Source organism: Flavobacterium sp. CBA20B-1 (genome assembly GCF_028473145.1).
Classification (GTDB): domain Bacteria; phylum Bacteroidota; class Bacteroidia; order Flavobacteriales; family Flavobacteriaceae; genus Flavobacterium.
Genome location: NZ_CP092370.1, coordinates 1,370,242 through 1,394,497 on the forward strand (window position 1 = coordinate 1,370,242; position 24,256 = coordinate 1,394,497).

A 24,256-nucleotide genomic window follows, 5' to 3' on the forward strand; every position below is an offset into this window, starting at 1 on the left:
TATAATCATCAACCGAAATAAACTTTTTTTATCTATATATTAAAAATTCAAGTCTATTTCTTGTTTTGACTCTTTTGAACCTACAACAATGGCATCGTATTTACGCATACCAGTTCCTGCAGGAATTCTGTGACCAACAATTACATTTTCTTTTAAGCCTGATAAATTATCAATTTTTCCTGCTACTGCTGCTTCGTTCAATACTTTTGTTGTTTCTTGGAACGATGCTGCTGAAATGAATGACTTGGTTTGTAACGACGCTCTTGTGATACCTTGTAATACCGGAGTTGCGGTTGCAGGAATTACATCGCGGGCTACTACTAAGTTTTTGTCTTCACGACGCAAGATGGAATTTTCATCTCTTAATTCGCGCACAGAAATAATCTGTCCTTCTTTTAAAGTGGATGAATCTCCGGCATCTTCTACAACTTTCATTCCGAATAAACGATCGTTTTCACGGATGAAATCGTCTTTGTGAATTAATTGCTCTTCTAAGAATAGGGTATCACCTGAATCTTGGATTTGAACTTTACGCATCATTTGGCGGATTACAACTTCAAAGTGTTTGTCTGAAATTTTTACCCCTTGTAAACGATATACTTCTTGAATTTCGTTTACCAAATATTGCTGTACTGCAGATGGCCCTTGTATTCTTAAAATATCATCTGGCGTAATGGCACCGTCTGATAAAGAGGTTCCTGCTTTAACGAAATCGTTTTCTTGAACCAAAATTTGGTTTGATAATTTCACTAAATATTTGCGTTGATCATCTTCACCAGTTTTTGGTGTCACAATGATTTCGCGGTTACCACGTTTAATTTTCCCGAAAGAAACCACACCGTCTATCTCGGCAACTACTGCCGGGTTTGATGGATTACGTGCTTCTAACAACTCGGTAATACGAGGTAAACCTCCGGTGATATCACCTGTTTTTGATGACTTACGAGGGATTTTAACTAAAACTTTACCTGCTTTAATTTTCTCTCCATCGTTTACCATTAAGTGTGCCCCAACCGGTAAGTTGTACGAACGGATCAATTCCCCTTCTTTATTATAAATCAATAAAGTAGGAACTAATTTTTTGTTTCTTGATTCTGTAATTACTTTTTCTTGGAAACCTGTTTGCTCATCGATCTCCACCATAAATGTTTGGTTTTGTTCAATGTCTTCATAGGCAACTTTACCTGTAAATTCAGAAATAATAACTCCGTTATACGGGTCCCACTTACAAATTACGGTTCCTTCTTCCACCACTTGTTTGTCTTTCACATAAATAGTTGACCCGTAAGGAATGTAATGTGTATTTAAAACGATACCTGTGTTTAAATCTACTAATTTTAATTCTGTTGAACGAGAAATTACAATGTCGATTTCTTTTCCATCGGCATCTTCTCCTTTTACAACTTTTAAATCTTCTATTTCTAAACGACCTTTGAATTTTGTTGTAATGGTAGAAACCTCGGAAATGTTACCAGCCGTACCACCCACGTGGAATGTACGAAGCGTTAACTGTGTTCCTGGCTCACCAATTGACTGTGCTGCAATTACACCAACTGCCTCACCCAATTGTGCCATACGGTTTGATGCCAAGTTACGTCCGTAACATTTCACACAAATTCCGTGATCTGCCTCACAGGTTAATGCCGAACGAACTTCTAATCGCTCTAATGGAGATGCATTGATTTTTGCAACGTGTGCTTCATTAATCATTTCACCTGCCGGAACAATTACTTCGTTGGTTAATGGGTTGATAACATCATCGATAGTGATACGTCCTAAAACGCGCTCGCCTAATGATTCTACTATCTCTTCGTTTTTCTTTAATGCTTCAAATTCGATACCTCTCAATGTGCCGCAATCTTCTGAATTAACGATTACATCTTGAGCTACATCGTGTAAACGACGTGTTAAGTATCCTGCATCGGCTGTTTTCAATGCGGTATCGGCCAAACCTTTACGCGCACCGTGGGTTGAAATGAAGTATTCTAAGATTGATAAACCTTCTTTAAAGTTCGAAAGAATCGGGTTTTCGATGATGTCTCCACCAGAAGCTGTCGATTTTTTAGGTTTTGCCATCAATCCACGCATACCGGTTAACTGACGAATTTGCTCTTTTGATCCACGGGCTCCAGAATCAAGCATCATATATACTGAGTTGAATCCTTGTTGATCTTCGCGTATGTTTTTCATTGCCAATTCAGTTAACATGGCGTTGGTAGATGTCCAAACATCAATCACCTGATTGTAACGCTCGTTATTGGTAATAAGACCCATGTTATAGTTCATGGTGATTCCTTCTACTTGATTGTTGGCGTCATCAATCATTCCTTGTTTTTGATCTGGGATTTTGATATCACCTAAAGAGAATGATAAACCACCTCTAAATGCGTATCCGTAACCCATATCTTTCATATCGTCTAAGAATTTTGCAGTTGTTGGAACATCTGTTACTGCTAAAATCTTTCCGATAATATCTCTTAAAGATTTTTTGGTTAATACCTCATTGATATAACCCGCAGCTTCTGGAACTACCTCGTTAAACAAGATACGACCTGCCGATGTTTCGATAATTTGGTAAACCAATTCTCCTTCTGCATTAAAATCTTTTACACGTACTTTAACAGGTGCGTTCAAATCTAAACGTCCTTCGTTAATTGCAATATGCACTTCTTCTACTGAATAGAATGTTAAACCTTCTCCTTTCACAATATGCTCTGGAGTAGATCTACGGATTTTGGTCATGTAATAAAGACCCAAAACCATATCCTGAGAAGGTACTGTGATAGGTGCACCATTCGCCGGGTTTAAGATGTTGTGCGATGCCAACATTAACAACTGAGCTTCTAAAATAGCCTCTGGTCCTAATGGTAAATGCACCGCCATTTGATCCCCATCGAAATCGGCGTTGAATGCCGTACATACTAGCGGGTGCAAACGAATTGCTTTTCCTTCGATTAATTTAGGCTGGAATGCCTGAATACCTAAACGGTGAAGCGTAGGAGCACGGTTTAACAATACCGGGTGTCCTTTGATTACGTTTTCTAAAATATCCCAAACTACTGGCTCTTTTTTATCGATGATCTTTTTCGCAGACTTTACCGTTTTTACAATCCCACGCTCAATTAATTTACGAATTACGAATGGTTTGTATAGTTCTGCAGCCATATCTTTTGGAAGACCACACTCATATAATTTTAATTCAGGACCAACAACAATTACCGAACGCGCCGAGTAATCAACACGTTTACCTAATAAGTTTTGACGGAAACGACCTTGTTTTCCTTTTAACGAATCAGATAATGATTTTAACGGACGTTGCGATTCTGTTTTTACTGCTGTTGCTTTACGTGTGTTATCGAACAATGAATCTACCGCTTCTTGTAACATACGCTTTTCGTTACGCAAGATTACTTCAGGCGCTTTGATTTCCATTAATCGTTTTAAACGATTGTTACGGATAATTACACGTCGGTATAAATCGTTCAAATCTGATGTTGCGAAACGACCTCCATCTAACGGCACTAACGGACGCAATTCTGGCGGAATCACCGGAACTACTTTCAAAATCATCCATTCTGGACGGTTTTCGCGGTTTTCGTTTGATTCGCGGAAAGCTTCAACAACTTGTAAACGTTTTAAAGCTTCTGTTTTACGTTGTTTAGATGTTTCATTGTTTGCAGCATGACGCAATTCATAAGACAAGGTGTCTAAATCGGTACGCTGTAATAAATCCATGATACATTCTGCACCCATTTTGGCGATGAATTTATTTGGATCTTGATCATCTAAATATTGATTTTCCATTGGAAGGGTATCCAAAATATCTAAATACTCATTCTCTGTAAGGAAATCTAAACGCTTTAGTTCTTCACCATCTGGGCGTTTTGCAACACCTGTTTGGATCACAACATATTTTTCATAATAGATAATTTCGTCTAACTTTTTAGATGGCAAACCTAAAATGTAACCAATTTTGTTTGGCAACGAACGGAAATACCAAATATGAGCGATAGGCACCACCAAGTTGATATGCCCTACTCTGTCGCGACGCACTTTCTTTTCTGTTACTTCAACCCCACAACGGTCGCAAACGATACCTTTGTAACGGATTCTTTTATATTTTCCACAAGCACATTCGTAATCTTTCACAGGTCCGAAGATACGCTCACAGAACAAACCATCGCGCTCTGGTTTGTGCGTACGATAGTTAATGGTTTCTGGTTTTAAAACCTCTCCTCTTGATTCTGCAAGAATTGACTCTGGCGATGCTAATCCGATCGAGATTTTGTTAAACCTTTTTACAGTATTTTTATCTTTACTGTTGTTTCTATTATTCATCATAGTTTTTACTATTGATTTATTTGCAATTAAAAATTGATTTTTATTTAAGTAGAACGTTTTAGGTATCAAGCTACAAATCTTTGTGAACTTTGAACTTTCTAACCATTCTATTTAAACACTACCTCGGATTACTTCTCTAAACTTCAGATGCTTATCGTGAAGTGCTAATTATAAAATATCTTTTATAAAAAATCGGAACGGTTTACGGGTATAAATCTTAAAAACTTATTAATAATCTATTTTAAGCTTCAGGTTTCAGTTTTGCAAGTTGCTTTCTGAAACCTGAAGCAAAAAATTATTCTTCTAATCTGATATCTAAACCAAGACCTTTCAATTCATGCATTAATACATTGAATGATTCTGGTAATCCTGGTTCTGGCATTGGTTCACCTTTCACGATTGCTTCGTATGTTTTAGCTCTACCGATAACATCATCCGATTTAACAGTCAAGATCTCGCGTAATGTTGAAGATGCACCATAAGCTTCAAGAGCCCAAACCTCCATCTCTCCAAAACGCTGACCACCAAATAACGCCTTACCTCCTAATGGCTGTTGCGTAATTAATGAATACGGCCCAATAGAACGTGCGTGCATTTTATCATCAACCATGTGGCCTAATTTCAACATGTAAATTACACCCACTGTTGCTTTTTGATCAAAACGTTCACCTGTTCCACCATCGTATAAATAGGTGTGTCCGAAACGTGGAACACCGGCTTCATCTGTCAACGCGTTAATTTCTTCTAATGAAGCTCCGTCGAAGATTGGTGTGGCATATTTTCTACCTAATTTCTTACCTGCCCATCCAAGAACGGTTTCGTAAATCTGACCAATGTTCATACGAGATGGTACCCCTAGTGGATTCAACACAATATCTACAGGTGTTCCGTCTTCTAAGAATGGCATGTCTTCATCGCGAACAATTTTTGCAACGATACCTTTGTTACCGTGACGACCTGCCATTTTATCACCAACACGTAATTTACGTTTTTTAGCGATATATACTTTAGCCAGCTTTAAGATACCCGATGGTAACTCGTCACCTACAGTAATCATGAATTTTTCACGACGCAATACTCCTTGAATATCATTCAATTTAATTTTATAGTTGTGAATTAAATCGGTGATCATTGCATTGGTTTGGTCGTCTGTTGTCCATTGTCCTTTTGTTAAATGAGTAAAATCTTCAACAGCGTGTAACATTTTTAAGGTGAATTTTTTACCTTTTGGCAATACTTCTTCCCCTAAATCGTTCATTACACCTTGCGATGTTTTTCCATTTACTAATTGGAACAATTTATCTACTAAACGCTCTTTCAACTCGTTGAATTTCACTTCAAACTGTGTATCTAACAAAGCAATATCTTCTTTGTCTTTAGAACGTTTGCGTTTATCTTTTACCGCACGGGCAAATAATTTTTTATCTAAAACCACTCCGCGTAATGATGGAGAAGCTTTTAATGATGCATCTTTCACATCACCTGCTTTATCGCCAAAGATTGCGCGTAATAATTTTTCTTCTGGTGTTGGATCTGACTCTCCTTTTGGTGTGATTTTACCAATTAAGATATCGCCAGGTTTTACTTCTGCACCAATACGGATCATTCCGTTTTCATCCAAATCTTTAGTAGCTTCTTCAGAAACGTTTGGAATATCGTTCGTTAATTCTTCTGAACCTAACTTGGTATCACGAACTTCTAACGTGTAATCATCGATATGGATTGATGTAAAAATATCGTCGCGTACCACACGCTCAGAAATCACAATTGCATCCTCGAAGTTGTATCCTTTCCAAGGCATGAACGCTACTTGTAAGTTACGTCCTAAAGCCAATTCCCCGTTTTGGGTAGCATATCCTTCACATAAAACTTGTCCTTTGGTAACACGGTCGCCTGTACGAACAATTGGTTTTAAGTTGATAGATGTACTTTGGTTGGTTTTGCGGAACTTGATCAGGTTGTATGTTTTTTCGTCTGTATCAAAACTCACCAAACGTTCTTCATCGGTACGATCATATTTAATGGTGATTTTTTGAGCATCAACATATACAACTTCTCCTTCACCTTCTGCATTAATCAACACACGCGAATCGGTAGCAACTTGTTTTTCTAATCCGGTACCAACAATTGGCGATTCCGGACGCAATAAAGGTACTGCCTGACGCATCATGTTTGATCCCATCAATGCACGGTTCGCATCATCGTGCTCTAAGAACGGAATTAAAGATGCAGAGATAGATGCAATTTGGTTCGGTGCAACGTCGGCATAGTTTAACTCTTTTGGCTCAACTACTGGGAAATCGGCATCTTGTTTTGCAACTACTCTTTCGTCTTCAATGGTTCCATCTTTGGCAACATTGACAGTTGCTTGTGCAATTAATTTTTCTTCTTCTTCTTCTGCCGATAAATAAATTGGATCTTCATTTACTTGCAACACACCGTTTTCTACTCTGCGGTATGGTGTTTCGATAAAGCCCATATTGTTTACTTTCGCATAAACAGCCAATGAAGATATCAAACCAATGTTTGGACCCTCTGGTGTTTCAATCGGACATAAACGACCATAGTGCGTATAGTGAACGTCACGAACCTCGAAACCTGCTCTTTCACGAGAAAGACCACCTGGTCCTAAGGCTGATAAACGACGTTTGTGCGTAATCTCTGCTAATGGATTGGTTTGATCCATAAACTGAGACAACTGATTGGTTCCGAAGAATGAATTAATCACCGATGACAATGTTTTTGCATTGATCAAATCGATTGGGGTAAACACTTCGTTATCACGAACATTCATACGCTCGCGAATGGTACGTGCCATACGAGCCAAACCAACACCAAACTGTGCTGATAACTGCTCACCTACTGTACGCACACGACGGTTAGACAAGTGGTCAATATCATCGATCTCTGCTTTTGAGTTGATCAATTCAATTAGATATTTAACAATAGTGATGATATCCTCTTTTGTTAAAACTTGCTTGTCTATAGGTGTGTCTAAACCTAATTTTTTATTCATTCTATAACGACCCACATCACCTAAATTGTAACGTTGGTCAGAGAAGAATAATTTATCTATAATACCTCTTGCGGTTTCTTCATCCGGAGGTAATGCGTTTCTTAATTGACGGTATATATATTCAACAGCTTCTTTTTCAGAGTTGGTTGGGTCTTTTTGAAGCGTATTGTGAATAATGGTATAATCGGCAAGATTACTATCTTCTTTGTGTAAAAGAATTGTTTTAACATCTGCCTCTATAATTTCTTCAACATTGTCTTTATCTAAAACAATGTCACGGTCTAAAATAATTTCGGTACGCGGAATCGTTACAACCTCACCTGTATCTTCATCAACGAAATCTTCGTGCCATACATTTAACACACGAGCAGCTAAGCGGCGGCCAATGTATTTTTTTAGTCCTGTTTTTGATACTTTAACTTCTTCTGCAAGGTCAAAAATCTCTAAGATATCTTTATCTCTTTCAAAACCAATTGCGCGGAATAATGTTGTAACAGGTAATTTTTTCTTACGGTCGATATATGCATACATTACACTGTTGATGTCTGTAGCAAATTCAATCCAAGAACCTTTGAATGGAATGATACGAGCAGAATACAATTTGGTACCGTTTGCGTGGAACGATTGTCCGAAGAAAACCCCCGGCGAACGGTGTAATTGTGAAACAACCACACGCTCTGCACCATTAATAACGAAAGTTCCGCTTGGTGTCATGTACGGAATAGTTCCCAAATATACATCTTGAACGATTGTTTCAAAATCTTCGTGTTCGGGATCGGTACAATACAATTTTAAACGCGCTTTTAAAGGCACGCTGTACGTTAAACCTCTGTCAATACATTCTTCAATGGAATAACGTGGTGGATCTACGAAATAGTCTAAAAATTCCAAAACGAATTGGTTACGGGTATCCGTAATTGGGAAATTTTCCATAAAGGTTTTGTATAAACCTTCGTTACCTCTTTCATCAGATTTGGTTTCTAATTGAAAAAAATCTTTAAACGATTTTACCTGAATATCCAAGAAATCTGGATAAGAAGGAATATTTTTCGTAGAGGCAAAATTTAACCTTTCAGTATGATTTGTAATCATTAATGAACAAAATTTTGGTTTAAAAAAGTAATTCTTTTGTGTGTAAAACACATTTATTTATCTACTTCCTAGGGTAATTAACCAACACATCTTAAAAACAAATCAGGAAAGCTATTTGCTTTTTTCTTCGTTATTGATTATTTTTTATATGCAAAATGGTTTAGGCCATTGGAACAATTTCCAAGGCCTAAACCGTAAAATTTTATATGTGTGAGATTATTTTAACTCAACAACAGCACCAGCTTCTTCTAATGCTTTTTTCAATCCTTCTGCTTCGTCTTTAGAAACACCTTCTTTAACGTTTGCAGGAGTACCGTCTACTAAATCTTTAGCTTCTTTTAATCCTAAACCTGTTAATTCTTTAACAGCTTTAACTACAGCTAATTTAGAAGCACCAGCCTCTTTCAATACTACTGTGAATTCTGTTTGCTCTTCAGCACCAGCACCAGCATCACCACCACCAGCAACAACTACTGCTGCAGCAGCTGGTTCAATACCATACTCATCTTTTAATATAGTTGCTAATTCGTTAACTTCTTTAACTGTTAAGTTAACCAATTGTTCTGCGAATTGTTTCAAATCTGCCATTTTTCTATCTTTTTAATTTGAATTTGTAATAATATAATTTATTTGTGTGCGTTCTCTTTTGAACATTAAAAACGATGGTAGCTTGCGCCTATTCTTCGTCTTTGTTTTGATTTGTAAGAGCAGAAATAACTCTTTGAGCAGGCGATTGTAACAATCCAATGATTTCTCCAATCATCTCTTCTCTAGACTTAATAGCTACTAATGATTCTAATTGGTTGTCGCCAATATAAACTTCTTCATTAATATAAGCTCCTTTTAAGATGGGTTTATCTCCCTTTTTGCGGAATTCTTTAATGATTTTTGCTGGGCCGTTTGCAGCTTCGCCAATCATTATAGCGCTATTTCCTTTTAAAATAGAAGGTAGATCACCATACTCGTTTTCTGATGTTTCCATTGCTTTAGCAAGCAATGTGTTCTTTACTACTTCTAATTTGATACCTGCTTTGAAACAAGCTCTACGTAGATCTGAAGTAGTAGATGCATTTAATCCAGAAATATCTGCAACATAAATAACTTTAGTGTCAGCTAACTGTGCAGTTAAATCTTGAATCGCAATTGATTTGTCTTCTCTAGTCATACTAAATAATTTTAACTACCAATTAAACTGCTTTTGGATCTAAAGCAATCGCAGGACTCATTGTACTTGATATATGAATAGACTTGATATAAGTACCTTTTGCTGCAGTTGGTTTTAATTTAATTAATGTTTGAATGATTTCAGCAGCGTTCTCTGTGATTTGGTCAGCACCGAAAGATACTTTACCGATACCTGCATGAACGATACCTGTTTTATCAACTTTGAAATCGATTTTACCAGCTTTAACTTCTTGTACAGCTTTAGCAACATCCATTGTTACTGTACCTGTTTTTGGGTTAGGCATTAATCCGCGTGGTCCTAAAACACGACCCAACGGTCCTAATTTACCCATTACTGCAGGCATTGTGATGATTACATCGATATCTGTCCAACCATCTTTAATTTTTTGTAGATAGTCGTCTAAACCAACGTGATCTGCACCAGCTGCTTTAGCTTCTGCTTCTTTGTCTGGAGTAACTAATGCTAGCACTCTTACATCTTTACCTGTACCGTGTGGTAATGTTACAACCCCACGTACCATTTGATTTGCTTTACGAGGATCTACTCCTAAACGTACTGCAATATCAACAGACTCATCAAATTTTGCAGAAGCAACTTCTTTAATTAATGCAGATGCATCTTTTAAAGAGTATAATTTGTTCTTCTCAATTTTTGCTGCAGCCTCTTTTTGCTTTTTTGTTAATTTTGCCATTTCTTCTTTTCTTTAAGATTAAAAAGGAGCGTTTCCTGTTACCGTGATTCCCATAGAACGTGCAGTTCCAGCAACCATAGACATTGCTTTCTCGATTGTGAATGCATTCAAATCGGCCATTTTGTCTTCAGCGATTGCTTTTACTTGATCCCATGTTATAGATGCTACTTTTTTACGGTTTGGTTGCCCAGAACCTGATTTTAATTTAGCAGCTTCTAATAATTGAACAGCAGCAGGTGGCGTTTTAACAACAAAGTCAAAAGATTTGTCTTTGTAAACTGTAATTTGTACTGGTAATACTTTTCCTGGTTTATCCTGTGTTCTTGCATTGAATTGCTTACAGAATTCCATGATGTTAACTCCAGCAGCCCCCAAAGCAGGTCCAACCGGTGGCGAAGGATTCGCAGCACCTCCCTTAACTTGTAGTTTAACTACTTTACTAATTTCTTTTGCCATTTTTAAAAAAATTTAGCACATCTTTCAATTGGAAGCGATTGATGTGTATGTAACAATTATATTTTTTCTACTTGTGTGAAGCTTAATTCTAAAGGTGTTTTTCTTCCGAAAATTTTCACCATTACTTCAAGCTTGCGTTTGTCTTCGTTCACTTTTTCTATGGTTCCGTTGAAACCATTAAAAGGACCATCGACAACTTTTACTGTTTCTCCTATTTCATAAGGAATTAATCCGCTATCTACAGAAACAGCTAATTCATCTACTTTTCCTAGCATGCGGTTTACTTCGCTTTGTCTTAAAGGCACAGGATCTCCTCCACGAGTTTCTCCTAAGAAACCAATTACGCCGGAAATAGATTTTATTATATGGGGTAATTCACCTGTAAGGTTTGCTTCAATCATTACATAGCCTGGAAAATAAATACGCTCTTTTGTTATTTTCTTTCCATCGCGTTGTGAAACTACTTTTTCGGTTGGAACCAACACTTGAGACAAGTAATCTTCCATTCCCAAACGTACAATTTCACTTTCTATGTAACCTTTTACTTTATTTTCTTGTCCGCTTACGGCTCTTACTACATACCATTTTTTTATACTACTTTCTGTCATGCTCTTTTAAATTTACGAATTTAAAAGGTTAAAGAAACCAGCTAAAGCTTCAGAAAACAATGTATCTACGCCCCATGTAGCTAATGAAAGTACTACTGTAAAGATAGCAACAATAATTGTGTAGCGTTGCACCTCTGCCCATGGTGTCCATGTAACATTTGCTTTTAATTCGGTAAACGCATCAGATATATAATTAACTACTTTTGCCATTGTGATTTGTTTTTGCACGGGTGGAGGGATTCGAACCCCCATCAACGGTTTTGGAGACCGCTATTCTACCCTTGAACTACACCCGTTTGTTAAAAAGTTGGCAGAATAGTCTGCCAACTTAAAAAATATTCTAAAACTGTAATTAGTCTAAAATTTCAGTTACCTGACCAGCACCTACTGTACGACCACCTTCGCGGATAGCGAAACGTAAACCTACTGATAATGCGATTGGTTGTAATAAATCAACAGTGATTGTTAAGTTATCTCCAGGCATAACCATATCCGTTCCTTCTGGTAACATGATTGTTCCTGTTACGTCAGTTGTACGAACGTAAAACTGTGGACGGTAGTTATTGTGGAATGGAGTGTGACGTCCACCTTCTTCTTTTTTCAAGATATAAACCTCTGCTTTGAATTTAGCGTGTGGCTTAACTGAACCTGGCTTAACGATAACCATACCACGACGGATATCAGCTTTATCGATACCACGTAATAATAAACCTACGTTATCACCTGCTTCACCACGGTCTAAGATTTTACGGAACATTTCAACCCCTGTAATTGTAGAAGTTAATTTATCTGCACCCATACCAATGATTTCAACAGCATCACCTGTGTTAGCAATACCGGTTTCTATACGACCTGTTGCAACAGTTCCACGACCTGTAATTGTAAATACGTCTTCAACTGGCATTAAGAATGGTTTTTCAGTATCACGCACTGGCTCTTCGATCCACTCATCAACAGCAGCCATTAAGCTCATTACTGTATCAACCCATTTTTGCTCACCGTTTAACGCTCCTAAAGCAGAACCTTGGATAACTGGACCATTATCACCATCATATTGATAGAAAGATAATAAATCACGGATTTCCATTTCTACTAATTCTAATAACTCAGCGTCATCAACCATATCCACTTTGTTCATGAATACAACCATACGAGGAATACCTACCTGGCGACCTAATAAGATGTGCTCGCGAGTTTGTGGCATAGGACCATCTGTAGCAGCAACTACAAGGATAGCACCATCCATTTGTGCAGCACCAGTAACCATGTTCTTAACGTAATCCGCGTGACCTGGACAGTCAACGTGCGCATAGTGACGGTTAGCTGTTGCATATTCTACGTGAGATGTATTAATAGTAATACCTCTTTCTTTTTCTTCTGGAGCATTATCAATTTGATCAAATGATTTTGCTTCTGATAAACCTGCATCTGATAATACTTTTGTAATAGCAGCTGTCAATGTTGTTTTACCGTGATCAACGTGTCCGATAGTACCGATGTTTAAATGGGGTTTCGAACGATCAAAACTTTCTTTTGCCATGATTTAATTAATTTAATCTTAGTTATATAATTAGTGTTAACTTTAATTCACATTTGAGCCAACGACGGGATTTGAACCCGTGACCTCTTCCTTACCAAGGAAGCACTCTACCCCTGAGCTACGCCGGCAAAAAAAGAACTTTGTTGTGGGGAGAGCAGGATTCGAACCTGCGAAGGTTTCCCAACGGATTTACAGTCCGTCCTCGTTGGCCGCTTGAGTATCTCCCCTAACCTGTTTTATTTTTATAACTTTGTTTGTTGATGAGCCTTTGGAGGGACTCGAACCCACGACCTGCTGATTACAAATCAGCTGCTCTAGCCAGCTGAGCTACAAAGGCATTTAAAAAAGTCCGCTATTTCTAACGGACTGCAAATATATATACTTATTTAAAAAAATAAAAGCTTTTTTAATTTTTTTTATTCTTTTAATATGTTTTTACTTTTTCTTTTCGTTTTATCAATAAACGTTCTAAAGCCGCAGCGCCTGAATCTGTTGCTTCTTCAAATGATTTTGCTGTTTTTTTAACCACTAAATCATCGCCTGGTATTTTTACAATGATATCTACAGACTTGTTTTCTTTATCACTTGTATTTTCAGTATGCAAAGATACATCAATTCCAACAATTTTATCATAGTATTGTTGTAATTTTTCTAAACGAATGTTTATAAAGTCAACTAATTTTCTGTCAACATTGAAGTTAACTGCCTGAATATTCACTTTCATAATTCTATATTTTAAAGGGTTTATAAATCGTCATCATCGGTTTTTGAGCGGGGATGTGTTTGGTTATACATTTTTTTTAACGATGCTAAACTGGTATGCGTGTAAATTTGAGTGGACGACAAACTGGCATGTCCCAGCAATTCTTTTATCGTATTCAAATTGGCTCCTGCGTTTAGCATGTGTGTAGCAAATGTATGGCGCAACACATGGGGGCTTTTTTTTCCTTTTGATGTAACACCTCTAAAATAATTATTTATTAAACGATAAACAAATGTTTGATTCAAATTTTGTTTATTTTTTAACAGAAATATATTTTTATCAAAATCGCTACCAAATTGCTCGTTTCTTTTTTGTAAAAACTCGGTTAAAAGCCCAACCACTGAAGATAATATAGGAACTATGCGTTCTTTGGATCTTTTCCCTAAAACTTTTATTTCACGCTTTTGAAGATCCACATCGTGCAGCTGCAGATTGATTAACTCGGTTTTCCGAATTCCCAAGGTATAAAACAGGGTGATGATGATATAGTTTTGCAATCCGAAATAATCATCAGGAAAAGCTGAGCGGTCTATTTGCTGCATTTCGTTTTCGGAAAAAGGCACTTGCAACACTTTTTTGATACGCAACGATTTGTGCGCCTGCAGCGGATACGCTTCGATTGTTTTGGTGATATACAAAAATTTAAAGTAGCTTTTTAAGGAAGCTATCTTGCGGTTGATGGAATTATTGCTCATTTTTTTTTCGGATAAATGCGCAATCCATAACCGAATGTGTTGGTATTTTAGTTCGTTTACAGTGTTAACGGTGTTTTTTGTGAAGTTAAAAAAGGCTTCCACATCTTTCACATATGCATTTACGGTATGCATTGAAAAATGTTTTTCTTTTAAAAGATAGTCGAAATAAGGTTTTAAATACTTTTCCATAAAAAAATCGCTAACCAAAGTTACCTTTAATTAGCGATTTAAAAAAATTGTTTCGACGATTAAATTTCAACTGAATCTTTTAAACGTTGAATGTATTGAGCTTTTTGATTTTGCGCACGTTTTGATACAGAAGGTTTCGTAAAGTTTTTACGAGATCTTAACTGACGTAACGTTCCTGTTTTGTCAAATTTTCTTTTGTAACGTTTTAACGCTCTATCAATATTTTCTCCATCTTTAATTGGAATGATCAACATAATTTATACACCTCCTTTCGTTATGGGTGCAAATGTAGGGATAATTTTTGAATTTGGAATTATGAATTTGGAATTATTTACAAAAAAAGCTTATAACGAACATTATAAAATCAAATAACATCAATATCAATCCCAAAATCAATGAAATTGTATTTAATTCAGGTCCAGGTAAAAGAATCCAAGCCAAACCGTTTAAAATAAAACCTGCAACAAAACTTACAAAAGAAACTATTAATCCTTTACTTTTTGACATCTTCGTTTTGTGAATTCATATAATTTCTAACTTTTGATATATCTGTGTCTGATAAATATAATTTGAAACTAACAATTTTATTTTGGAATAAGGAATTCATTTTCGTTTTTAAAATAACACTTTTATTCTTTTTAACAACTTCCAAAATAGGTTGTACATAAGAAAATCCTTTTGAATAGATTAAATTACAAGGCTTTTTATATAGTAAAATTATGGGTTGCGCTTGTTTAATATACCCTTTAAAGTTGTAGTTATAAACATATATAATTAGCTGATTTTCCAATAAAATTAAATCTGCTTTATTATATCTAAATCCCAAATTCCACTCTTGAGTTAATTCAACACCAAGTATTTTTTCATGTTTTAAATTTTGAATTTCCCTTTCAACAACTTTTTGCTTCTTCTTATAATAAATATGAATCAAGTAATTACCTAACACCATCAATGATACTAATCCTGAAAAAATAAAAAAATATTGTTGGAGTGTAGACATTTCTAATTTTAATTTGATAAATATACACAAAGTATCCTAAACAAAAAAAGGAAAAACCACTACAGTCTTTCCTCTTTATTCTATTCTCTATTTTATGTTATCTATTCTCTAAAAGAAATTACTCTTTTAAAAGATTTCTTGAAATAACCAATTTTTGAATTTCGGTTGTTCCTTCGCCTATTGTACATAATTTAGAATCGCGGAAGAATTTTTCTACAGGGAAATCTTTGGTGTAGCCATATCCGCCGTGAATTTGGATTGCCTCGGTTGCAACTTTCACACAAACTTCAGACGCATACATTTTTGCCATTGCACCTGCTGTTGTAACTGGTTTATGGTTGTTTTTAAGGTATGCTGCTTTGTGTAGCAACAATTCCGATGCTTCGATTTCGGTTGCCATATCAGCCAATTTAAAACCTACTGCTTGAAATTGTGAAATAGGTTTTCCAAACTGCACGCGCTCTTTTGAATATTTTAATGCTGCTTCGTAAGCTCCTTTTGCAATACCTAAAGACAATGCACCAATTGAGATACGACCACCATCTAAAATTTTCATTGCTTGAATAAATCCTTCACCTACTTCACCTAAACGGTTCGCATCAGAAACACGGCAATTATCAAAAATCAACTCTGCTGTTTCAGAAGCACGCATTCCCAATTTGTTTTCTTTTTTACCTGAAGTGAACCCTGGTGTGCCTTTTTCAATCACAAAAGCAGTCATTCCGCGAGAATCGCCTTTTTCGCCCGTACGAACAATTACAACGGCTACATCACCAGAAATGGCATGCGTGATAAAGTTTTTAGCTCCGTTAATAATCCAGTCGTTTCCGTCTTTCACAGCTGTTGTTGCCATACCGCCGGCGTCAGAACCGGTGTTATGTTCGGTTAATCCCCAAGCGCCGATCCACTCGCCTGTTGCTAGCTTTGGAATCCATTTTTTCTTTTGCTCGTCGTTTGCGAATGTTAAAATATGATTGGTACACAATGAGTTGTGAGCAGCTACCGACAAACCTATTGAAGAATCTACTTTAGAAATTTCTTCTACAACGGTAATGTACTCGTGATAACCCAAGCCAGATCCGCCTAATTCTTCAGGAACCAAAACCCCCATAAACCCCATTTCTCCTAACTTTTTGAATAATTCAACAGGGAAAATTTGCTCTTCGTCCCATTTCATTATATTTGGTCGGATTTCTTTTTCTGCAAAATCTCTAATCGATTGTGCAATCATTGCTTGTGTTTCGTTATACTCAAAGTTCATTTTATTCCTTTTTTTATTATATTTTGCTTATTTTTCTAAAAAGCCAAATATAGCCCAATTATCTCTAATTTGTCAAGCGGGAAGTTATTAATTTTTCTTAAATCTTCCATTTTTAACGGTTCGTTTTGTTTGCTGCGCAATACCACTATTTCTCGAGACACATAAGTGGATATGTAAGGAATGGTAGCCAATTGCTCTTTACTTGCGGTATTCACATTTATTTTGTTGATGTTTTTAACCCGTGATACAAAAACTTGCTGTTTTAATAATTTTACCGTTTCGGGTCGTAAACCTTTTATAAAATCGATTTGATTGATATGCACAAAACCGTTTAATTTCTCCCGTTCGGCAATTAAAACATTTGCATAATAATCGCCAATCCCTTTTAACGCAACTAACTCTTGGCTACTTGCTTTGTTGAGATCAATTTTCTTAAACACTTCTTTTTGCGGATTCTGAACAGCGGTTTGCTTTTTTTGCGTCCATTCCGGAAACTTAAAATAAGGTGCCATTTTGCCAAGTAATTCATTTGAAACACCTGTAACTTGCTGAAATTCTGCGGCCGAATTTACATATTTACCTTGTGCCCGAAAAGCCACTAATTTATCAATCTCTGCGGTGGTCATTCCCAGTTTAAATCCTTTATAATCATTGATATAATTTGGGTTAAAGGGTTGCTGCTCGTATTTCTTTAAGGCAATAGCTTTTAAGCTATCAATGTTTTTCTGAGTGGTTTCATCGATTTCATATTTCACCGTATCTTTCCCTGAAAAAGAATTGGGTAAAATAGATAAAACAACCTGCAACAACACGATAAGGAGTGCAAAAACAAAAATTGTTATACGCTGTTTATTATTTAAATAAGGTAATTGAAATTTCATTTATCGATTCATTAACTTAATGCCCACTTCACAACTTAAGCAGCGCCGTGCATCGCAGTAATTTTTCTTTAAATGCAATAATGCTTGGCTGTCTAAAGAAGATTCTACTGATACTTTTAATTTTTTAAATAAATCAATTGTGCTGTTTTTTTCGGCTGCTATTGACTGATAATGTTGCAAAACTTCTTCCAAAACATCGGTTCCTAATTGTTGATGATATACATATTGAAAAGGCAAAATGGTATTTACCAACAATAAATTATAAAACGATTCCGAAATGGTTTTGTTGTGCACAGCATGTTCTTTTCCAAACACGTAATGTGATTTCCAATAATCAGACACACTTGCACCTAAGAGATGATTGTTGGTGCAAATGGTTTCTGGGTTGCGAATTAAATTAAACAAAAAAGGTTGATTAAATAAAAATGCAACAAACTGAACCAGCCGTATCGTTGGAAAATTATCGGGTCGCAACTTAAAAAAAGTAGGCGGTGTTGCGGTTTGTTTTAAATGATATTTCTGCTTTAAAAAATGATATGTTTTTTGCAGCGTTTGCAAGTAAAAATCTTCCGTATCAACCGACAATAAATTGGCCGTACCCAAAAACAAAGCTTCTAAATGAATGGGATGTGTTTGTTCTTTCCGAATGATTTTTAATGGTAAATTTTTGGCAATCTCGTAAAAATTTTCATTGTTTACATTCAATCCAAAGTTCCGAAGCAACAAGCGGTAAAAAGCTTCTTCCCAATTGTTATTTGTTTGCTTTAATTCTGCAACAATACGGTTAGAGAATTGCTCTAAACGATCCACCATCAACTTTTCTTTCCAAATAATCCAATCAAAGCTATTGAAATGATGCATATAATCTTCGCAAAAAATATACTGCGGATTGGCATTGAATTGATGGTATGCTTTGAAAACATCCTCATTCACATAATCTTTCAAAACCAAAGTAGGCAGTTCTTTGCCCGCTTTGTTTACCACAGAAATATCGTTGTTCCAAACCACATGAAGAATCACATTTTGATACGCCGGATCGATTTCATGATGATGCACATACCAATCCGAGGCATTTACGTGCATTTCTATATTCCCTGCCCATAATTGCCCATCAATATAGACTTGTGCATTAAAAAAATCGGGGCCTTCTGTTCCTAAATACAATCCGAAATTCTTAATGACAATATTGTTGTTTTGTACCGTTTTTAGTGACGTAATATGTAGCTTTTTGAATCTCCACACATAATGTAAAAAGTCTTCTTTCATAATAAAAAGCTTTTTATAAATATAGTAGATTAATTTGGAAACTCCTAATTATCAACACATAAAAAATTAAAAAAGGAACTGCCTGATACAGTTCCTTTGAAGGTTTTATTATTGAATGGAATTAATGATATCGTATTTGGTGATGATATGGTGCTTTCCGTTTTCAAGAGTTACCAAAACTGCTTGATGGTCTTGGTTGATTAATTTTGATACCTCTTGAATTGTTGTGTCTTTTGAAACAACTTTGTAAGGCTTGCCCATAATTTCTTTAATGGGTTTTTCTGCAATTTCAGGGTTTTCAACATACGCTTGCAACAAATCAGAATCGTTTAACGAGCCTACAAAACCTGATGCATCCATCACCGGAATTTGGGCTATTTTATGGGTTCGCATTCTGTCAACTGCATGGCTGACTAATTCTTCTGTACGTACCACCACAAATGGTTTGTGGTTTTTGTTAACTAAGTCTTCTGCCGTTTTCAACTGTTCATCAAGATAACCGCGTTCCTGCATCCAATCATCATTAAAAATCTTAGCAATATATCTAGAACCTGAATCGTGAAACAAAACCACCACCACATCATCGGGTTTTAACTGATCCTTCATCTGCAGCAAACCTTTAATTGCCGAACCTGACGACATTCCTACAAAAATTCCTTCCTCTAAAGCTAGTTTTCTGCAATATACAGCAGCATCCTTATCGGTTACTTTTGTAAAATGGTCAATTACTGAAAAATTCACGTTTTTAGGCAAAATATCCTCGCCTATACCTTCTGTAACATACGAATACACCTCATTTTCGTCGAAAATTCCGGTTTCGTGGTATTTTTTAAAAACCGAACCATAGGTATCCACACCCCAAACTTTTACATTCGGATTTTGCTCTTTCAAATACTTTCCAACTCCCGAAATAGTTCCTCCTGTACCAACACCTACAATAAAATGAGTGATTTTTCCATTGGTTTGATTCCAAATTTCAGGACCTGTTTGCATGTAATTTGCTTTTGTGTTCGATGGATTATCGTATTGGTTTACATACCAAGAGTTTGGTGTTTCTTCTGACAAGCGTTTAGAAACGGAATAATAAGAGCGCGGATCGGTTGGTTCCACATCGGTAGGACAAACCACAACCTTTGCACCAACAGCACGCAAAATATCCATCTTTTCTTTTGATTGTTTATCGGTAATCACACAAATTAGTTTGTATCCCTTTACAATAGCTGCCAAAGCCAAGCCCATTCCTGTGTTTCCAGAAGTACCTTCAATAATGGTTCCTCCCGGTTTTAAACGCCCATCTGCTTCTGCATCTTCCACCATTTGCAAAGCCATACGGTCTTTACATGAATGCCCGGGATTGAAATATTCTACTTTTGCAAAAACCTTGCACGGCAAATCTTTCACAATGTGGTTTAACTGTACCAAAGGCGTGTTTCCAATGGTTTCTAATATATTTTTTGCGTAATTCATCATCAATTATTTGTGCAAAGATACAACAATGCTTAGAAACGAAAAAAGTGGTATTGCTCAACTTTTTAATTAAAGAAATTCCATTTCATGCCCAATCTAAAAGTTAAATCGCGGTAAGGATATGTAGGTGTATTGTAATAGTTGTAACCAGTTAGCATCGAATTGAAATGATCGATGTTGATATAAATCTGTGCGGTTTTTATTTTGGCATTTAAGAAAAAATCAAACATGGGAAAATTACCCACTTTTACTTGGTTCTGCACTATAAAATCACCTAAAACCGGATGGTATTCATTGGCATAATATTTTGTGAAATAGTTAAAAGTGATACCTGTTTGAAAAAACAATGCTTTTTTAAACGCAAAATCTTGAAAATATACGGTGTTTCGGGTAACTATTTGCGGAACATTCAAAATGGCATCTTCTTGAATTACTTGCTGAAACATAACGGTGTTGTCTAATGCCCATTTGCCAAATGCAAACTCCTTTTGCCCTTTAATCATAAAGTAATTAATCGTTTTACCGTATTGCTTGGGTGAAACTAATAATTGTTGAAACCTTCCGTTTTGGTTTAAAGTCAGCGCATCATTACTAAAATATAATTTATCGGTAGTGAGCTGATAAGTTCCTTCGATATCAATCCAAGGCGAATGAATTTTGGCGTTTAATGTACTGATTTTTTCATTCGAAAAATCATTCAACCAGTTCAAACCAATGTATCCACTTTGAAAAAACTGATAAGTATAATCGGGAATGCTGCTTTCTAAACGATAATATGCTTGTAATCCGTAGTTTTCGTTCAAATTAAAAGCTGCATTGATTTTAAAATCGGTTAAAGATCTTCCCACTACTGATTGTTTAAAAGAAGCATCGGCTACTATTTTTTCTTTATTCAACAAATACGAGCCGCCAACCGTGATAATATCATCAATTAATTGATTGGGAATTTTATTGTTAAACTCATCAAAAACGATTGATTGATACCTATGATTAAAATGATAAACACCTGCGCTTATAGCAAACAGACCTATTTTTTTTGAATCAAAAGCTAAATCAAAGGTGTTTTCAAACCGAGTGTGACGTACTTTATCATAGATGCTTGATGCAAAAGAAGAGCCAAAATAAGGAGTGTTGCTATTAAAAGGATTGGTATTAACTTGTTGGTAGGTATTTGAAAAATATTCATAAGTAAGCTGGTGACGCAATAACGCTTTGTTATTTTCTGACTTATTAATTTGAAAACTGTGGTCGAAATATCCTCGTAAACCTTTAAAAAGTGATTTTCCATCAGCAATTTGCACCCGAAGCGTTTCTCGGTTGTTAAAAGGCTCATTAGAAGATTCAAAATCATTAACAAAAACCAAACCGCCATTTTCTTCATTAGAAATATCCTGAAAAGTGATATGATTTTTAAATTGATAACGTTTGTTTTTAGTAAAATAGCTCGATCCGATTCTAAAATTACCGTTTGATGTAAGTTGGTTTACATATCTACCTTGTGAGCGCAAACCTCGGTATCCTAAAAAAAAATTCAACTGTTCTGAAACATTCATAGTGATTAATGCATCTAAGTTTTGCCCTTTTCCAGTAACACTGCGGTACATTAATTCAGAGGCAGGTGTTGGCACCCTATAATAGCTAATATCTTCTTTGTTAAGGTATGAAAACCGTCTAGCGTTAAACCCCATATTGATGATATTATTAACCGATAAAAGGTTGGGGTTTAATTCTTGAAAAGTTTGACCGTCGTTATTAAACTGTAACAATCCAAAAAGATCTTTGCGCAAGTAGTTGAATTGATATTGCTTTTTAATGTTGAGGATGGTATCAAAATTAGAAGTACCATTTATTTCATTGAAAATTTTGTACTGATCGATAGGCGCCACCGTATCACCAGTTTTAGTAATGATTTTTTTAATCTTTATAGAATCATTTGCAGGTAAATTCATGGAAGAAAACCTACTCACAGAAGTATTATCTATTTTATTGGTACTTAAAGTAGTACCCGATTTTATTTTTTTATCGAATTTTCGCACTTGTGCATTGCAGTGTACCGAAAAAAAGATGATAAAAACCAAAAGAAAACGCATAATGCAAATTTTACACAAAAGTACATTTTTTTAGCAACTATCATAACAAAAAAAGAGATGCAAAAGCATCTCTTTTATATTTACTATCAAAAACTACCGATTAATAACCAGGGTTTTGAACCATATTAGGGTTTGAAACCATTTCCGATCTAGGAATTGGCATTGTTAACTTCGTGCTAGTTGCAGGTAAGTTACAAGCATTTGTAGAAGCACAATCTTGTGGATCACGTACAAATCCAGGAGAACCTGCACGAACACCCAAACGCTTCATGTCTAAGTAGCGATGTCCTTCAAAAGCAAACTCTACTCTACGCTCTTCTAAAATACGAGCGAAAGCCGCTTGTTGTGTTGAAAAATTTGTTGGCATAGACAAAGGTGTACTATCCATACTTAAATTTCTATTTACACGAATGTTGTAGATAATTGACTCCACATTACTGAAATCATTAAGAGCAACTGTACCTGTAAGCTGTCCTTCAAAAGCACGCTTTTCCGCTAGAGACAACAACATATCAGTAAAACGGAACATCCAAAGACTATTCATTAAAGGTCTATTCGGAATTCCAGAATATTTGCCAATATATAGCAAATCGTTTGCTCGATATTGATCTTGTGATAAAGAAGCATAATTAGTTGCCACTTGGGAAGTATTAAATACGTTAACTAAATAACGTGCTTCTAATCTATCAGAACTATATGGTGTTCCTTGTTTTGCTGGCTCTAATTTATCTAATTCATTATATAATGAACGTCCCATTTCCATATATGGAGCCTCTCCAACTTCAGCAGGATACCATGCAGATGCTACACCAGATTGCACTGTTCCTTGAGTTGAAACCCTATTTAATTTAAAAATTCCTTCATTAAAATCAGCACCTGATGCACTCTCACCAAACATACCGATATAAGTAATTACATCTGCTATAGATTTGTTAGCGGCTACCTTGTTGAAAGATATTTCTAATTTATTATAAGAGTCAGCAGTTTGCAACATCGAATACATTTTTATCAAAATAGATTCAACCATTTCATTAGTTACATAACCACTACCTGACATGTTTCCACCAGGAGAAATATTTCCCGGAGTACCATCAGTATTTACAACAAGTGCTTTAGCATCTGCAATATCTTTTTCAATAAAAGCAACGATTTCTGCTACAGTAGATCGTTTCTCAAAACGTGTATAATCATCTGTTTGTAAAAAGTCAAACTTTATTACAGACAAACCATTAGGATTGGTATAGTCAGGAGTAAAAAATGCAAATAACTTATAATGACAGTACGCTCTAAGAACTAATGCGTGTGCCTTATGCTGTTTAAGCTCAGCAGTTTCAGCATCAGGGAGTAACAGCATTTCATCGATACGACTAAGTATTCTGTTTACACGGTTAACTACTCCGTAATAACTTCCCCAAATCGCTTGGACATCGTCATTTCCGGCTTGTAATAAAAATGTATAGCTACCGTCGTTAATACCTTGTCCGGCATTTCCAACACCCACACCTAATTCATCTGTAAAATAAGAATCAAAATTTATTTCAGACTCGCCAGGAAATTGTGCGTATACATATCTTAAACCCTTACCAATATCATTTGCATCTCTAAAAACATCGCTTTCTTCAGTAACAACTCCAGCCTGCTCTATATCGTAAGCATCGGAACAACCTGCTAAAAAAGCAGATGCTAACAATGCAGTTAAAAATATTTTTCTCAT

At 35.9% G+C, this 24,256-nt stretch carries 19 protein-coding genes and 4 tRNA genes; all 23 read right to left on the bottom strand.

Annotation, left to right across the window (positions count from 1 at the left end; translation table 11 throughout):
- Nucleotides 1-39 precede the first annotated feature (39 nt).
- Nucleotides 40-4,341, bottom strand: coding sequence for a DNA-directed RNA polymerase subunit beta' (gene rpoC, locus MG290_RS06830; protein ID WP_264563075.1), 4,302 nt, complete (start codon nt 4,339-4,341; stop codon nt 40-42).
- 295 nt (nt 4,342-4,636) lie between these two features.
- Complete coding sequence (rpoB, locus tag MG290_RS06835; protein WP_264563076.1) at nt 4,637-8,449, bottom strand: DNA-directed RNA polymerase subunit beta; 3,813 nt, start codon at nt 8,447-8,449, stop codon at nt 4,637-4,639.
- A gap of 216 nt (nt 8,450-8,665) precedes the next feature.
- Complete coding sequence (gene rplL / locus MG290_RS06840) at nt 8,666-9,037, bottom strand: 50S ribosomal protein L7/L12 (protein WP_257498072.1); 372 nt, start codon at nt 9,035-9,037, stop codon at nt 8,666-8,668.
- Between the two features lie 88 nt (nt 9,038-9,125).
- Nucleotides 9,126-9,614: a 50S ribosomal protein L10 gene (gene rplJ / locus MG290_RS06845; RefSeq protein ID WP_264563077.1), complete on the bottom strand. Its 489-nt coding sequence runs from the start codon at nt 9,612-9,614 to the stop codon at nt 9,126-9,128.
- Nucleotides 9,615-9,636: 22 nt separating this feature from the next.
- On the bottom strand, nt 9,637-10,326 hold the full coding sequence (gene rplA, locus MG290_RS06850) for a 50S ribosomal protein L1 (RefSeq protein ID WP_257498070.1): 690 nt from the start codon (nt 10,324-10,326) through the stop codon (nt 9,637-9,639).
- Nucleotides 10,327-10,344: 18 nt separating this feature from the next.
- Nucleotides 10,345-10,782, bottom strand: a complete 438-nt coding sequence (gene rplK, locus MG290_RS06855; protein ID WP_264563078.1) for a 50S ribosomal protein L11 — start codon at nt 10,780-10,782, stop codon at nt 10,345-10,347.
- A 56-nt stretch (nt 10,783-10,838) separates the two neighbouring features.
- Complete coding sequence (gene nusG / locus MG290_RS06860) at nt 10,839-11,390, bottom strand: transcription termination/antitermination protein NusG (protein WP_257498069.1); 552 nt, start codon at nt 11,388-11,390, stop codon at nt 10,839-10,841.
- A gap of 12 nt (nt 11,391-11,402) precedes the next feature.
- Entirely contained in the window at nt 11,403-11,600 is a 198-nt protein-coding gene (secE, locus tag MG290_RS06865) for a preprotein translocase subunit SecE (RefSeq protein WP_257498068.1), read from the bottom strand.
- Between the two features lie 15 nt (nt 11,601-11,615).
- Nucleotides 11,616-11,686: transfer RNA gene (locus tag MG290_RS06870), tRNA-Trp, on the bottom strand.
- Nucleotides 11,687-11,742: 56 nt separating this feature from the next.
- Nucleotides 11,743-12,930 (bottom strand): elongation factor Tu, encoded by a 1,188-nt coding sequence (tuf, locus tag MG290_RS06875; RefSeq protein ID WP_264563079.1) that lies wholly within the window; start codon nt 12,928-12,930, stop codon nt 11,743-11,745.
- A 56-nt stretch (nt 12,931-12,986) separates the two neighbouring features.
- A tRNA-Thr gene (locus tag MG290_RS06880) sits at nt 12,987-13,058 on the bottom strand.
- Nucleotides 13,059-13,076: 18 nt separating this feature from the next.
- Nucleotides 13,077-13,157, bottom strand: a tRNA-Tyr gene (locus MG290_RS06885).
- Between the two features lie 36 nt (nt 13,158-13,193).
- Nucleotides 13,194-13,267 (bottom strand) — tRNA-Thr (locus tag MG290_RS06890).
- 87 nt (nt 13,268-13,354) lie between these two features.
- Entirely contained in the window at nt 13,355-13,654 is a 300-nt protein-coding gene (hpf, locus tag MG290_RS06895; RefSeq protein ID WP_264563080.1) for a ribosome hibernation-promoting factor, HPF/YfiA family, read from the bottom strand.
- A 20-nt stretch (nt 13,655-13,674) separates the two neighbouring features.
- The gene (locus MG290_RS06900) at nt 13,675-14,577 is read right to left on the bottom strand and encodes a tyrosine-type recombinase/integrase (RefSeq protein WP_264563081.1); all 903 of its coding nucleotides are present in this window, start codon (nt 14,575-14,577) and stop codon (nt 13,675-13,677) included.
- A gap of 59 nt (nt 14,578-14,636) precedes the next feature.
- Complete coding sequence (rpsU, locus tag MG290_RS06905; RefSeq protein ID WP_257498063.1) at nt 14,637-14,831, bottom strand: 30S ribosomal protein S21; 195 nt, start codon at nt 14,829-14,831, stop codon at nt 14,637-14,639.
- A gap of 239 nt (nt 14,832-15,070) precedes the next feature.
- Nucleotides 15,071-15,577, bottom strand: coding sequence for a hypothetical protein (locus tag MG290_RS06910; protein ID WP_264563082.1), 507 nt, complete (start codon nt 15,575-15,577; stop codon nt 15,071-15,073).
- A 118-nt stretch (nt 15,578-15,695) separates the two neighbouring features.
- Nucleotides 15,696-16,838 carry an acyl-CoA dehydrogenase family protein gene (locus MG290_RS06915; protein WP_264563083.1) on the bottom strand — a complete coding sequence of 381 codons (1,143 nt, stop codon included), beginning with the start codon at nt 16,836-16,838 and terminating at the stop codon, nt 15,696-15,698.
- Between the two features lie 35 nt (nt 16,839-16,873).
- Nucleotides 16,874-17,719, bottom strand: a complete 846-nt coding sequence (locus MG290_RS06920; protein WP_264563084.1) for a ComEA family DNA-binding protein — start codon at nt 17,717-17,719, stop codon at nt 16,874-16,876.
- Entirely contained in the window at nt 17,720-18,985 is a 1,266-nt protein-coding gene (locus MG290_RS06925) for a DUF2851 family protein (RefSeq protein WP_264563085.1), read from the bottom strand.
- A 108-nt stretch (nt 18,986-19,093) separates the two neighbouring features.
- Nucleotides 19,094-20,452 carry a pyridoxal-phosphate dependent enzyme gene (locus MG290_RS06930; protein WP_264563086.1) on the bottom strand — a complete coding sequence of 453 codons (1,359 nt, stop codon included), beginning with the start codon at nt 20,450-20,452 and terminating at the stop codon, nt 19,094-19,096.
- Between the two features lie 65 nt (nt 20,453-20,517).
- A complete protein-coding gene (locus MG290_RS06935; RefSeq protein WP_264563087.1) occupies nt 20,518-22,542 on the bottom strand; it encodes a putative porin in 2,025 nt (674 codons plus the stop codon).
- 100 nt (nt 22,543-22,642) lie between these two features.
- Nucleotides 22,643-24,256 carry a RagB/SusD family nutrient uptake outer membrane protein gene (locus tag MG290_RS06940; RefSeq protein WP_264563088.1) on the bottom strand — a complete coding sequence of 538 codons (1,614 nt, stop codon included), beginning with the start codon at nt 24,254-24,256 and terminating at the stop codon, nt 22,643-22,645.